General features: G+C 67.0%; 13 protein-coding genes. 7 read left to right on the forward strand and 6 right to left on the reverse strand.

Translation table 11 applies throughout. The annotated features are described in order from the left end of the window. Positions 1-25: 25 nt before the first annotated feature. The 7 genes from QQ977_RS09480 (at position 26) to QQ977_RS09510 (ending at position 5,533) form a co-directional block, all read left to right on the forward strand. Complete coding sequence (locus QQ977_RS09480; RefSeq protein ID WP_285925471.1) at positions 26-394, forward strand: DUF7475 family protein; 369 nt, start codon at positions 26-28, stop codon at positions 392-394. Continuing rightward, positions 384-1,190 (forward strand): hypothetical protein, encoded by an 807-nt coding sequence (locus QQ977_RS09485; protein ID WP_285925472.1) that lies wholly within the window; start codon positions 384-386, stop codon positions 1,188-1,190. Before QQ977_RS09480 ends, QQ977_RS09485 begins: the two co-directional genes overlap by 11 nt. Continuing rightward, complete coding sequence (locus QQ977_RS09490; protein WP_285925473.1) at positions 1,187-1,933, forward strand: CDP-alcohol phosphatidyltransferase family protein; 747 nt, start codon at positions 1,187-1,189, stop codon at positions 1,931-1,933. Before QQ977_RS09485 ends, QQ977_RS09490 begins: the two co-directional genes overlap by 4 nt. 111 nt (positions 1,934-2,044) lie before the next feature. Beyond that, on the forward strand, positions 2,045-3,058 hold the full coding sequence (locus QQ977_RS09495) for a zinc-dependent alcohol dehydrogenase (protein ID WP_285925474.1): 1,014 nt from the start codon (positions 2,045-2,047) through the stop codon (positions 3,056-3,058). A 39-nt stretch (positions 3,059-3,097) separates the two neighbouring features. Continuing rightward, positions 3,098-3,475, forward strand: coding sequence for a 6-pyruvoyl trahydropterin synthase family protein (locus tag QQ977_RS09500; RefSeq protein ID WP_285925475.1), 378 nt, complete (start codon positions 3,098-3,100; stop codon positions 3,473-3,475). Positions 3,476-3,482: 7 nt separating this feature from the next. Further along, positions 3,483-4,628 (forward strand): glycosyltransferase family 4 protein, encoded by a 1,146-nt coding sequence (locus QQ977_RS09505; protein WP_285925476.1) that lies wholly within the window; start codon positions 3,483-3,485, stop codon positions 4,626-4,628. Beyond that, positions 4,625-5,533, forward strand: a complete 909-nt coding sequence (locus tag QQ977_RS09510; RefSeq protein ID WP_285925477.1) for a class I SAM-dependent methyltransferase — start codon at positions 4,625-4,627, stop codon at positions 5,531-5,533. Before QQ977_RS09505 ends, QQ977_RS09510 begins: the two co-directional genes overlap by 4 nt. A gap of 27 nt (positions 5,534-5,560) precedes the next feature. On the opposite strand, the gene QQ977_RS09515 is transcribed toward QQ977_RS09510, so the two are convergent. From QQ977_RS09515 to QQ977_RS09540, 6 genes are all read right to left on the reverse strand, one after another. After that, on the reverse strand, positions 5,561-7,009 hold the full coding sequence (locus QQ977_RS09515; RefSeq protein WP_285925478.1) for an aldehyde dehydrogenase family protein: 1,449 nt from the start codon (positions 7,007-7,009) through the stop codon (positions 5,561-5,563). Positions 7,010-7,130: 121 nt separating this feature from the next. Next, positions 7,131-7,871 (reverse strand): SDR family oxidoreductase, encoded by a 741-nt coding sequence (locus tag QQ977_RS09520; RefSeq protein ID WP_285925479.1) that lies wholly within the window; start codon positions 7,869-7,871, stop codon positions 7,131-7,133. A gap of 362 nt (positions 7,872-8,233) precedes the next feature. Next, on the reverse strand, positions 8,234-9,289 hold the full coding sequence (locus QQ977_RS09525; protein ID WP_285925480.1) for a phosphotransacetylase family protein: 1,056 nt from the start codon (positions 9,287-9,289) through the stop codon (positions 8,234-8,236). A 7-nt stretch (positions 9,290-9,296) separates the two neighbouring features. Continuing rightward, complete coding sequence (locus QQ977_RS09530; protein WP_285925481.1) at positions 9,297-11,393, reverse strand: acetate--CoA ligase family protein; 2,097 nt, start codon at positions 11,391-11,393, stop codon at positions 9,297-9,299. A gap of 48 nt (positions 11,394-11,441) precedes the next feature. After that, positions 11,442-12,545 carry a metal ABC transporter permease gene (locus QQ977_RS09535; protein ID WP_285925482.1) on the reverse strand — a complete coding sequence of 368 codons (1,104 nt, stop codon included), beginning with the start codon at positions 12,543-12,545 and terminating at the stop codon, positions 11,442-11,444. After that, positions 12,542-13,285, reverse strand: a complete 744-nt coding sequence (locus QQ977_RS09540) for a metal ABC transporter ATP-binding protein (protein ID WP_285925483.1) — start codon at positions 13,283-13,285, stop codon at positions 12,542-12,544. The genes QQ977_RS09535 and QQ977_RS09540 overlap by 4 nt, the downstream gene beginning before the upstream one ends. Positions 13,286-13,292 lie beyond the last annotated feature (7 nt).

Below are 13,292 nucleotides of genomic sequence, written 5' to 3' on the forward strand. Positions count from 1 at the left end.
ACCGCACGTGTGGAATGTGTGAGCTATGAGCGCGGCTGGTCGACGACTGGAGACGGCGTCGCTTACCCCGCTGCACTGGGTAGCGATCGCGCTCGCGATCGTCACCGGCGTCGTCCATCTCGTTCTCGGCGTCGGGTTTTTGCCACACTGGATGGGGATCGCGTTCGTTCTCGCGGCCGGTGGATTTTTCGGTGCCGTCGTGCTCGTTCTCGTCGGCTACCGTCGTCGGCTGCTCTATCTCGTCGGTATTCCTTACACCGGAATCCAGATCGTACTCTGGTACGCGCTCAATCGACCGGCCTCCGTTGCGGACGTCTCGGCCGTCGAAGCTATCGACAAGATCGCACAGGTGGCGCTGATCGTCGCGTTGATCGTCCTCTACCGTGAGTCCTGACCGTCCCGTCCTCGACGGCGAACCTGCCGGTCTGGTCCGTCGGCTCCGTGGTCGACTCGTCAGCGCTTGCCGTCGGCGAATCGCCAGACCGGCACTCGCATCCCTCCCTCTCGGGACGCTCGAGGCTTGCCACCGGAGCCGGCGTCGCCTCCTGCCCTCGAGATACACCGACGCGCCGGCGTTCGACCTGATCGAGGTCGATCCGAACCGGATCGAGTGGAGTCTCCTCGAGTCAGCGCCAGCCCGGCCACAGTGGGGGCGGGTCGTCGGTGGCGACTGGGATCGGCGAGCGGACCGGTTCGAAGACCGGGCGGTGTACCGGGGGCTCTGCCAGCGCTACCGGGACGGGTACGAGTGGGCGGAGACGGCGCTGGTCGACGCGTTCGCAGATCAGCTTCGACGGTTCGGGACCGCGTGGGGATACACCTCGATGACGGGATTCGAGAACCGATGTACGGAGATCGACCGCCTCTACGAGTCGGTCCGCGAACACGGCTACCGACGGCAGGCGGAACTCATCGACAGGACCGGAACGGCCGTTCCCCGGCTCGACGAGATCAACGTCGACGTCGGTCGGGACGGAACGCTGTACTGGCGATCGTACGGCCAACACCGCCTCGCGATCGCGAAGCTGCTCGCACTCGAGTCGGTACCGGTCCTCGTCCATCGCCGACACCGGCGCTGGCAAGCGATTAGAGATCGCGTTCGGACGGACCGTCCAGGCGATCTTCCGCCGTCGGTCCGTGCTCGTCTCGACCATCCCGACCTTCGAGACCTGGACGGAGGGATATCGTGACCGACCGCACCGTCTGCGAGCCGCGAGATCGGTGGCCCCTTGGCGTCGTTGCGGTGCCACTTGCCGCGTTCACAGCGTTCGCATTCGACGTCAGCCACGTCCCGACACCGACGGCTGCGTTCGCTTTCGGCGTCGCGACGACGCTCTCGGTTGAACTCGTCGTCGTCTGGCGCGCCCTCGAGGCGACACGCAGTGACGCGGGCTGGCCGCGGATCACGCCCGCGACCGTGGTGACGATCGGTCGCGGGAGCGTGCTGGCGGTGCTTGCAGGCTTTCTGTTCGTCGAGGTACCCGCCGGTCCGACGGCCTGGCTTCCGGGCGCGTTGTTCGCCACCGCAGCCGTCCTCGACGGCGTCGACGGACGACTCGCGCGTGCGACCGACTCGGTGTCGGAACTCGGACGGCGACTCGACACCGAGATGGACGCGCTGACCGTTCTGGTCGGTGCGGCGCTCGTCGTCTCGAACGGCCTCGCCCCGGTCGCGTTTCTCGCGCTGGGGCTCGCGCGGTACGCGTTCGTCGCCGGCATCCACGTCCGACGTCGCCGCGGGCTCGCCGTCTCCTCTCTCGAGTCGAGTCGTCGTCGCCGTGTCATAGGCGCGACGGCGATGGTCGCGATCTGGCTCGCGTTGTCTCCCATTCCGGGACGGGACCTCTCGCGACTCGTCGCGACCGTCGTACTCGTCCCCTTCCTCCTTAGCTTCGCCCGGGACTGGCTCGCGGTCACCGGTCGGCTTCGGTGACCTGTTTGCACACAACTACCAAGTGTCTCGGTTCCGAACGGTCGGCTACGTGATCGAGCGAACCGACGCGCCGGGACCCGAATCGACGAGAGAGACGCCCGGTGGTCGACCGTGACCACCCGAACGCTGTATTTCACCGGCCCCGGAACAGTAACCGTCAGCCGGTCCCCGATACCCGATCCCGATCCGGGAACGGTCCGCGTCCGAACGGCAGTGTCGGCGATCAGTGCCGGAACCGAGCGGCTGCTCTACCGGGACGAGGCCCCTCCCGGACTGACGGCCGACGAGACGATCGACGCCCTCGAGGGTGATCTCTCCTACCCCATCTCGTATGGCTACGCGGCGACCGGACACGTCACGGCCGTCGGCGAGGGCGTCGACGACGAGTGGCTCGGCCGGCGCGTCTTCGCGTACAATCCGCACGAGAGTCACTTCCTCGCGGAGCCGACCGACGTGCTTCCGATCCCCGAGGACGTCTCGGTGCGCGAGGCGGCACTGTTCGCGAACGCCGAGACCGCCGTCACGTTCGTCCTCGACGGCAACCCGACCCTCGGCGAGCGGGTCGCGCTTTTCGGACAGGGCGTCGTTGGCCTCCTGACGACCGCGTTGCTCGCCGCGAATCCGCTCGAGACGCTCGTCACGTTCGACAGGTACGAGCGTCGACGCGACGCCGCCCGGACGCTCGGAGCGGATCGCTCCCTCGATCCGGACGACGGTCCCGTCGACGACGCGTTCGAACGCGTCGCCGGCTCACGGGCGGATCTCAGTTACGAGGTCTCGGGGAATCCGGACGCGCTCGACGACGCCATCGCGACGACCGGCTACGACGGCCGGGTGATCGTCGGCTCCTGGTACGGCACCAGGGAGTCGACGCTCGCACTCGGCGGGCGCTTTCACCGCGACCGGATCGCCGTCCGGAGCAGTCAGGTCAGCACCATCGAGCCCACCCACCGGGGCCGCTGGGATCGGAGCCGTCGCCACGACGTCGCCTGGGAGTGGCTTCGTCGACTCGACGTCGAGTCGCTTCTCACCCACGAGTTTCCCCTCGAGGACGCCGCCGACGCCTACCGCCTGCTCGAGCAGCGGCCGGGGGAGACGCTTCAGGTGCTTTTGACCTACGACTGACCGGCCTAGAACTAAGTGTTCTCCAACGTACGCTGACATATGTACGCCGTCTCCGTCTCCCGATCGTTCGTTGCCCAGCACTACCTGACGGTGCCGGATCCCGGACCGGAAGGATCGCTGCACTCTCACCGGTTCACGGCCGAGGCGACGTTCCGTGGCCCCGAACTCGACGAGTACGGTTACCTCGTCGACATCGACGCGGTGGTCGACGCACTCGAGGCGGTCGTCGACTCCCTCCGGGATCGGACGCTCAACGACCTGGCGGCTTTCGAGGGACTGAATCCGAGCGCCGAACACCTCGCACGGCTCGTCGGCGACCGGCTGCTCGAGCGCCTCGAGCCCGAGACGGCGACGACTCTCGAGATCGAGATTCGGGAAGACGACGTCGCTCGCGTGACCCACGAGCGCGCCCTTTGAGATCGAGATGCACGTCGGACTCGTCGTCTACGACGGTCTCGAGGGTGCCTCGGGCGGCTTTCGGTACGACAGACGCCTCCACTCACACCTGCACGCAAACGGCGAGACGGTCGAGGTGATCGAACTGCCCTGGCACGACTATCTCCGCGCGCTCGTCGACGGTCTCTCGCCGCGGGTTCGGACACACCTCGATCGGAACGTCGACGTCTTACTCGTCGACGGGCTCTGTCACCCGTCGCTGTGGCGACACCTCGATCGCCTCGAGGGTCCCGACGCCGTCGTCGCGCTCGTCCATCACCTCCGTGGCGACGACCCGACGACCCGACACCGTGTCGTCGCTCGAGCGTTCGAACGGCGATACCTCGAGTCGGCCGACGCGATCGTCTGTACGAGCGCGTTCACTCGCGACCGAGCCAGGGCCCTGGCTCCCGGCGTCGGCGCGACTCGGACGCTGGTCGCACCGCCCGCCGGGCGCGCCGAGGGGGCCGCGGTGTCGCCCGACCGGGTCGACGAGCGGGCCGACGAGGGACCGCTCCGGATCGTCTTCGTCGGCTCGCTGATCCCGCGCAAGGACCCGAAGACGGTGCTGTCGGCGTGTGCCCGTCTCGAGGGAGTCGACTGGGAACTGACAGTCGTCGGGAGCCACGCCGCCGACCCGGCATACGCCGCCGACGTCCTCGCCTGCGCCGCCGACCTCGGGATCGACGACCGGCTCACGGTCACCGGCACGGTTTCCGATCCGGCGCTCGCGGCCGTCCTCGAGCGAAGCCACGTCTGCTGTGTCCCCTCGCGCTACGAGGCCTTCGGGATGGCGTACCTCGAGGCGATGGAGTACGGCGTCGTCCCGATCGCGAGTGCCGTCGGCGGCGCAGGCGAGTTCGTCACGGACCGCCGGGACGGCTTCCTCCTCGAGCCCGGCGACGACCGCCGAATCGCGGCGATTCTCACTCGGCTCGCCGCCGACCGGGATCGACTCGCGTCTCTCGGACGCACAGCCCTCGAGACCGCACGGGCCCATCCGACGTGGGACGAGACGCTCGGTGACGTCCGATCGTTCCTTCGGGCGGTCGGCGGCTGCGACGCCGACCCATCAGCGGGTCGCTCGAGCGTCGCTGCCGGCTCCGGTCTACGGGGAGGAGGTGAAACGCGGTGACGTCGACGGTCGAGTACCTCACTGCGAAGCGAGTCGTCGACGACCGAGCGCTGAACCGTCGCGTCTGGGACCGATTCGTCGCCGAACTCGCCGACGGGGTGTGCGAGGCCGACGAGCCGATCCGTATCGTCGACGTCGGTGCTGGCGTCGGCTCGATGATCGCCCGGCTGGCCGCGTGGGACGGACTGCCCGCGCACGTCTCCTACCGTGGCGTCGACCTCGACGAGGACGCCGTCGCCGCCGGTCGCGACCGGCTTCCCGGCTGGCTCGAGGCCGCAGGCTACGACGTCTCCGGGCGATCAGACGCCATCTGCGCTCGACGGGACGCGGGCGGCCGGGAGTCGGCCGAGCAACGACTCGACGTCACCCTCGAGGTCGGCGACGCCTTCTCGATCACCGACGACGCCGACGCCGTGATCGCAGCTGCGTTCGTCGATCTGGTCGCTCTCGAGCCCGCACTGGCGCGGTTCCGGGAGCTGCTCTGTGAGAATGGCATCCTCTATGCGCCACTGACGTTCGACGGTGCGACCGGCTTCGCTCCCGCTCATTCGCTCGACGACCGGATCGAGCGCCTCTACCACCGCCACATGGACGAGATCCGCGACCAGCCGGGGAGCAGTCGAGCCGGCCGAAAGCTGCTCGCGGCGTGTCCCGACGCCGGCTACGACGTCCTCGAGGTGGGCGGCTCGGACTGGCTCGTAGGAGCCGGCGACGCCGGGGACAGAGAGCGAACGGTCGCGAGATACCTGCTCGAGACGATCGACGGTGCACTCGCTGACTACCCCGACGACGTTCTCGGGCCGGCGACGAGAGCGCGCTGGCTCGAGACGCGAACGGAACAGCTCGAAAACGACGAGCTCGTCGTCGTCGCCCACCACCTCGACGTGCTCGCTCGTACGAGATGATCGACGCTCTCCAGCCGAGACCGGACGTCAGCGATCCCCGTCGTCGAGGTTCACGGAGATGTTCTTCGTCTGGAGGTACGATTCGAGCGCCTCGAGTCCTTTCTCGCGGCCGATTCCGCTTCGTTTCGTTCCGCCGAACGGCGTCTCGACGGAGCCACCGAACCACTCGTTGACGTAGACGCTTCCGGCGTCGATGTCGCGGGCCACGCCGAGTGCCCGTTTGACGTCTCGAGAGAAGACTCCGCCCGTGAGACCGAACTCGACGTCGTTTGCGATCTCGATCGCTTCGTCACGGTCGGAGAACGGGATCACGGCGAGTACCGGACCGAAGATCTCTTCCTGGGCGATTCGCATCCCGCTTTCGACGTCGGCAAAGACCGTCGGCGGGATGAAGTAGCCGTCCCGGTCGAGGGGTTCGCCGCCGGTCTCGAGCGTCGCTCCCTCCTCGAGGCCGACGTCGAGGTAGGTTCTGACCGTCTCGAAGTGTTCGGCGTGGTTGAGCGGACCCATGTCCGGATCCTCCGTCCCCGGACCGAGCGTGTACGACTCCGCTCGGTCGACGATTCCCTCGAGGAACTCGTCGTAGACCGACTCGTGTACGAGCGCGCGGTCGGCTGCGGAGCAGATCTGTCCGGCGTTCGAGAAGATCCCGCGAGCGACCCACTCGACCGCCTCGTCGACGTCGGCGTCGGCCATCACGACGGCCGGGTTCTTGCCGCCGAGTTCGAGCGTGACGGGGGTGATCGTCTCCGCTGCGGACTCCATCACCGCCTGTCCAGTGGGGACGCTGCCGGTGAACGTGAGCTGGTCGACGTCCTCGTGTGAGGTAAGCGCCGCGCCGGGCTCTGTCGCCCCCGTGACGACGTTTACGACGCCGTCGGGGACGCCCGCGTCCTGGCACAGGTCGGCGAAGTGCAACGCAGAAAGTGACGTCGTGGGTGCGGGTTTTATGACGACCGTGTTCCCGGCCGCCAACGCCGGCGCGACGCCTCGAGCGGTGAGGTTGAGCGGAAAGTTCCAGGGAATAATCTGGCCGCTCACGCCGTACGGTTCACGGACCGTAAAGTCGAACTTCTCGCGATCCAGTGGGATGCTGTTTCCTTCGAGCTTGTCTGCGGCACCGGCGTAGTATTCGAAGTACCGCGCCGCTTTCTCGACGTCGCTTCGGGCCTGTGACAGGGGCTTTCCCTGGTCGCGACTCTCGATCACTGCGAGATCCTCGACGTTCTCTCGGAGCGTCGTCACGACTCGCTGGAGCGTGCGGCCGCGTTCGGCGGGCGTCTTCGATCGCCACGCCGGAAACGCTTCGCGAGCCGCCGCAACCGCTCTGTCGACGTCGTCGGCGCTTGCGGCGGCGATCCGGGCGATCGGGTCTTCGGTCGCAGGATCGCTCGTCGTGAACCGTTCACCGCTCGATGCTGACACGCTCTTGCCACCGATGTGTAACTGGTAGCGGTCGTTCGTTGTGATCGACATAGGGATGGGAAACTACTGCTGTACCCGCCTAACCGATGTGAGTGAATAGTCCTATTGGTAGCGGAACAAGTAGCCAACCGCCGGCGTCCCGGTGTCGCACTCGAGTTCGCCCCCGGACGAGCTACACCGTCTCGGGGAGCCAGCCGCCGTCGACCTCGAGGTTCTGACCGCTGACGTAGTCGTTTGTGGGCTCGAGAAAGAACCACAGCGCCCGGACGAGGTCCTCGAAGGCGGCGGGTCGGTCCCGGGGTAGTTCGTCGGGGAACTCATCGGAGTTCTCGACGACGTACGGCGAGACGGCGTTGACCGTGATCCCGTCCTCGCTCGTGTCGGCGGCGAGCATGCGAGTGAACATGACGACGCCCGCCTTGGCGACGAAGTACGGGAAGTTCACCGGATTCACGAGCCCCTTCTCGGACGAAGCGTAGCCGACGTTGACGATCCGGCCGTACCCCGACTCGCGCATGGCGGGCAGGGCGCGTTTCGAACAGAGAAAGGTACCGGTGAGGTTCGTCTCGAGGACGCGGTTCCAGGTCTCGAACTCGAGGTCCTCCCAGTGGACGGGCGCGAAGTCGCCGACGTTGTTGACGAGGACGTCGACGCTGCCGAGGTCCGTCTCGACCGCCTCGAAGAGCTCGTCGACGGCGTCGGGATCGGTGACGTCGCCCTGAACTGCGGTGACGTCCTCGCCACCGCGCTCGGCGGCCAGTTCGGCGACGTCGTCGGCCGCGTCCGCGCTCGTATTGTAGTGGACCGCCGTCTTCGCGCCGCAGTCGGCCGTCCCGAGTACGAGTTCGCGACCGACGCCGCTGGCGCTTCCCGTAACGAGTACCGTCTGCCCCGATAGGTCCGGCCTGTCCATACCGACAGGTCGCTGCTCGAGCGGAAAAGTCGCCCGGAACCGGCGACCGACGACCGGCGACGCCGTGGTCCCGATTCTCGGCGCCGAGCGATCGGCGTCCCGAACGATGGTTCGCGTTCAATGGTATTTGAACGAGCGGTATCTTTATATATGGGTATCCAGATACTGAAGGGCAGTGCGAGAAGTGAGGATATATCGCTGGAAGACGTGTGAGTTATCGCCGGGGTGCCTCTGACAACCGGTATTCCATGGGTATCCGTTTCCCATGGTTTTCGGACGACCGCGTAGCCTCGCGAGTGTACCCGATACCCGGCCACGGTCTACTCAACAGTTCCGAGCCCTGAACGACGTTTGAACGAATATCAGTCCCGATAGATCGCGTCGACGTCGGCGTGATCGGCGAGCATCGACTCCATCTCCGCGACGGTTCGTTCGTCTCTCGTTCGGCCACTTCGGACGACGTCTTCGGCACGCTCGACCGTCGTGAGCGTGTCCGTCCGGACCGAGAGGATCGGCGTTCCCTTCTCGGCGGCCTGGCCGAGGATGGCTCCCGACGGGCGGTGACCGCCGGTGAGGATAAGACACCGGACGCCGGGTGCCTCGAGTGCGGCCGTATGGATCTCCGCACGATCGCCGCCAGTGATGACCGCCGCGTCTTTCGTTCGTCGGAAGTGTCGCAGAGCGCTGTCTGCGCCCATCGCGCCGACGATGAACCGCTCGACGTAGGTCTCGACTCCCTCCTCGGCGAGGACGGTCGCACCGAGTTCCGTCGCGAGCTCGTCGACGGTGACGCCGGCGAGAAACTGCTCGCGCGGGAGTACGCCGTGGACCGGGACCCCCTTGCTCTCGAGGAAGGGAACGACGTCGGTCTCGAGGTCGTCGAATGCGGCGTCGGCGACGTTGTTGAAGAGTACGCCGTCGAGGCGGTCGCCGAACCGACGCGTCGCGGCGAGGACGTCGTCGACGTCGCCGGGGTGGTCGTACGGGGCGATCACCAGCACCCGCGCGTCGAGCAGGTCGGCGATGTCGGGGTCGGTGAGTTCGACGATGCCGCCGAGCTCGAGGTGGCCCCCGCCCTCGATCAGCATTCGATCGTGGTCCACAGCGAGCGTCTCGAATGCGTCCCGGACGCGTTTGCGGAGCTCGTCGGGGGCTTCGCGACCGCGGATCGCGTCCTGGACGAACGTCGGGGAGTAGACGATCGGCTCGAGGTCGCTCACGTCGGCCTCGAGTCCGAGCAACTCACGGGCAAACAGCGGGTCCTCGTCTAGGGTCTTCCCGACGTTGCTCTCGAGTCGCGTTCCCTTGGGTTTCATGTAGCCGACGCTGTCGCCGCCGTCGCGGGCCAGTTCCGCGAGCGCGAGCGTCACCGCCGTCTTGCCGGTGCTTTCTTCGAGTGAGCTGATGAGTATGTTCATGGGTAGCTTACAGCGTCTCCGTATCGAGTGTCACGACGAGGTCGAGTGCCTGTACGCCGTCCGGGCCGGCCGCGAGCGGGTTGACGTCGAGTTCGACGATCGCCGGAAAGTCGGTCACCAGCTGTGAGAGTCGCTGGAGCGACTCGACGACGGCGTCGATGTCGGCCGGTTCGCGCCCGCGTGCACCCCGCAACAGCGGTGCCGCCTGAATCTCCCCGACCATCTCCCGGGCTTCCGTCTCGCCGATCGGAGCGACCCGTACCGAGGTGTCCTCGAGGATCTCGACGAAGACGCCACCGAGCCCGAACACCAGCAGGGGACCGAACTGGGGATCGCGGTTCACCCCGAGCAGCGTCTCGGTCGCCGCCTCGAGGTCGACCTGCTCTTGGACCTGCACCCCGAGCAACTGTGCGTCGGGCTGATACGCTCGTGCCCGTGAGACGAGGTCCTCGTAAGCGTTTCTGACCTCTTCGTCGGAGACGCCGATCTTGACGCCGCCGATGTCGGTCTTGTGGGCGATGTCCGGGCTGACAATCTTCATGACGACCTCGCCCGGAAGTGACTCGGCGACCGCGACTGCGTCGTCGGGGTCGTCGACGACCTCCCCGTCCGGGATCGGGATGCCGTAGGCCTCGAGCAGTTCCATCGCCTCGACGCCGAGTTGGTTGCCCTCGCGGTCGTGGACTCGCTCTAAGATCGACCGGGCGCGCTCGCGATCGACGTCGAACGTCTCCGGCTCGTCGATCTCGCGGCGGCTCACCTCGCGGAAGGTCGCGAGCGCGTCCAGCCCCGAGACGGCCCGTGCGGGATCGAAGTAGTTCGGGATGCCCGCCTCGCGCAGGACGGTCTCCGGCTCGGTCGTTCGCTCGCCGCCCATCAGACAGGGAACGATCGGCTGGTCGCGTTCGTCGGTGTGTTCGACGACCATCGCCGCGAGCTCGTCGTACTCGAGGACGGCCGTCGGCGAACTGACGACCACGGCGGCGTCGACGTTGTCGTCCTCGAGGACGATCTCGAGGGCGCGCTCGAAGCGGCCGGTGTCGGCGTCACCGATGACGTCGACGGGGTTGTAGACGTTCGCCTCTGCGGGCATCGCCTCGGCGAGTCGATCGACCGTCGCGTCCTCGAAGTCGGCCATCTCAAGTCCTGTGTCGCCAACGGCGTCGGTTGTGAGCACGCCGGGGCCGCCCGCGTTGGTGACGACGGCGACGCCGTTGCCTTCGGGTATCGTCAGCCCAGACAGCGCCCGCGCCCAGTCGAACAGTTCCTCGACCGAGCGGGCCCGCAAGACGCCGGCTTGCTCGAGTCCAGCCTCGTAGGCCTGCTCGCTGCCGGCGATCGCGCCCGTATGCGAGGAGGCCGCCTGCGCCCCGGCGTCGGTGCGGCCGGACTTGACGATCACGACCGGCGTCTCGTCGGCTACCTCGCGGGTGACGTCGATGAACGCCTCACCGTCGTCGATCCCCTCGAGGTAGCCGATGACGACCTCGGTGTCGGGATCTGCGCCCCACTCGCGGACGAAGTCCGTCTCGTCGAGGACGGCCTTGTTGCCGAGCGAGACGACGTGTCGGAAGCCGACCTCCTGCTCGTTCGCCCAGTCCAGCACCGCGGTGACGAACGCGCCCGACTGACTCATAAAGGAGACCGAGCCCTCGAGTGGATCCTCCGGGCCGAAGGAGGCGTTCATGCCGACCGGGGTGCTCATGACCCCCAGGCAGTTCGGGCCGACGACGTCGAGGTCGTACTCGGCGGCGACCTCGCGCAACTTCCGTTCGCGCCGTGCGCCCTCGTCGCCGGTCTCACTGAAGCCGGCGGTGATGACGACGACGTGGTCGGTGTCGGTCTCGCCGATCTCTTCGAGGACGTCGACGACGACGGGGGGCGGGACGACGACTACCGCCAGGTCGACGGGAGGGGCACTCGACACGTCGGGATAACACGTCGTCCCGAGCAGTTCGTCGCGATCGGGGTTGACGGGGACGACCTCGCCGTCGAACTCGGTGAGGAGGTTCTCGAGGATCGCCCGGCCGACCGATCCCTCGCGGTCTGTCGCACCGACGACGGCGACTGTCTCGGGTGCGAATAGCTCCGATAGCCTTCCCATCGTCGGAATCCACTTCGGGAGTCGAGTTAAAGCTGTGCCAACCTGCTGTCAGTGCATCGAGATCGACGCCCCGGACCGATCCGAGAGTGCGATCGCGAGCAGGTAAAAGGCGATCGCGACGACGACGATCGAGCCACCGGGGGGGAGGCCAGCGCCGATCGAGAAGGCGAGTCCGCCGAGAATCGCGACCTGCCCGAACAGGATCGAGAGATACAGCGTCTCACGGAAGCTCCGGGCGAGCTGGGAGGCGGTCGCGACCGGGATCACGAGCATCGCGGCGACGAGGATCACGCCCAGGATCTGCATCGCGCCGACGACGACCACCGCGGTCATGACGATCAACAAGGTGTTGTACCGATCGACGTTCAGCCGTGCGACGCGGGCGGCCTGTTCGTCGAACGTGATAAAGAGCAGCTGTTTGTAGGTGACGGCGACGACGGCGACGACGGCGACGCTAAGGACGGCCACCATCCGTGCCCCCTCGACGGTGACGATCGCGAGGCTGCCAAACAGGAAGTCTTCGATGTCGATCGCCATCGCGGCGAAGTCCCGTCCCCAGCTGATGAGGAGGGTTCCGACCGCGAAACTCCCGCTCAAGACGATCGCGATTGGCACGTCGCCGTAGGTGTTGGTCCGTTCGGTCAGTTTCTGGAGCCCGATCGCACCGAGTGCGCTCACGACGAGCGCGACGAAAAGCAGCGAGCCGGTCCAGCCGGTGAGCGCGATGAACAGGAGGCCAACGGCGACGCCAGCAAACGCCGTGTGAGCGAGCGTCTCGCCGATGAGCGCCATCTGACGGTGCACGAGGTAGGTACCGACCAGCGGCGCGACGATCCCGATGAGCACGCCCGTCGCGATCGCCCGCCACATGAACGGATGCCGAAAGACGTTCGTCCCGAGGTAGACGTCCATGTAGGCACCCACGATCCGGAACTGCTCGAATGCAAGCGCCGCGTAGGGGCCGACGACGGCCCACTCGGGCGCAAACCGGAGCCAGTCGAGGACGATAAAGCCGATCATCAGGGTCGCGAGCACGCCCGTCAGGACGATGCCGCCGAACTCGAGTCGTTCCCGTGTCGAGTCGCCGAGGAACCACTCGAGGCGGCCGGCGGTGCGGTCGACCCCCTCCTCGGATCGCGTATCCAGGCTCATGGATGATCGTGTTCGACGATGCCGTGGGCTGCGCCGTAGGCCTCCGCCAACGCATCGCTCTCGAGGAACGAGGCGGTGTCCCCGTGGTGGTACAGTTTCGTGTTGATACAGGCGATCTTGTCTACGTGTTTTGTCAGGACGTCGATGTCGTGTTCGATGAGGATGATCGTGATTCCCTGTCGGTTGAGGTCGTCGAGCAGGCCGTAGAACTGCTCGCGGGACTCGGCGTCGACGCCGACGGTGGGCTCGTCGAGCGCCAGCAGATCGGCCTCGGAGGCAAGCGCCCGGGCGATGAAGGCACGCTGGCGCTGGCCGCCCGAGAGCTGGTTGATCCGGCGATCGGCCAGATCCGCGACCTCGACGGTCTCGAGTGCCTCCTCGACGATCCGCTGGTCCGCCTCGCTTAGTCGCGAGTGACCGACGTGTGCGAACCGGCCCATCGTCACCGCCTCGCGGACGGTGATCGGCATCGTTCCGCCTCTGTCGGTCGATCGCTGGGCGACGTAGCCGATGCGCTGTCCGTCCTCGAACTGCTTGGCCGGTTCGCCGAACAGCTCGACGGAGCCGCTGTCAGGCCGTCGCAGGCCGAGCATGAGGTGTAACAGCGTCGTCTTGCCCGAGCCGTTCGGCCCGATCAGCCCGAGGAAATCGCCCTGCTCGATCGACAGCGAGACGTCTTCGACGGCGACTTTCTCGCCGTAGGCGAACGTGACATCCTCGACGGTGACGGCCGGATTCACGGTACTC

This window comes from Natrialbaceae archaeon AArc-T1-2 (assembly GCF_030273315.1).
Lineage (GTDB): Archaea > Halobacteriota > Halobacteria > Halobacteriales > Natrialbaceae > Tc-Br11-E2g1.

Coding starts and splice junctions, on each gene's coding strand:
- QQ977_RS09480 (WP_285925471.1), top strand. CDS start 26: ATGAGCGCGGCTGGTCGACGACTGGAGACGGCGTCGCTTACCCCGCTG.
- QQ977_RS09500 (WP_285925475.1), top strand. CDS start 3,098: ATGTACGCCGTCTCCGTCTCCCGATCGTTCGTTGCCCAGCACTACCTG.
- QQ977_RS09505 (WP_285925476.1), top strand. CDS start 3,483: ATGCACGTCGGACTCGTCGTCTACGACGGTCTCGAGGGTGCCTCGGGC.
- QQ977_RS09515 (WP_285925478.1), bottom strand. CDS start 7,009: ATGTCGATCACAACGAACGACCGCTACCAGTTACACATCGGTGGCAAG.
- QQ977_RS09520 (WP_285925479.1), bottom strand. CDS start 7,871: ATGGACAGGCCGGACCTATCGGGGCAGACGGTACTCGTTACGGGAAGC.
- QQ977_RS09525 (WP_285925480.1), bottom strand. CDS start 9,289: ATGAACATACTCATCAGCTCACTCGAAGAAAGCACCGGCAAGACGGCG.
- QQ977_RS09530 (WP_285925481.1), bottom strand. CDS start 11,393: ATGGGAAGGCTATCGGAGCTATTCGCACCCGAGACAGTCGCCGTCGTC.
- QQ977_RS09535 (WP_285925482.1), bottom strand. CDS start 12,545: ATGAGCCTGGATACGCGATCCGAGGAGGGGGTCGACCGCACCGCCGGC.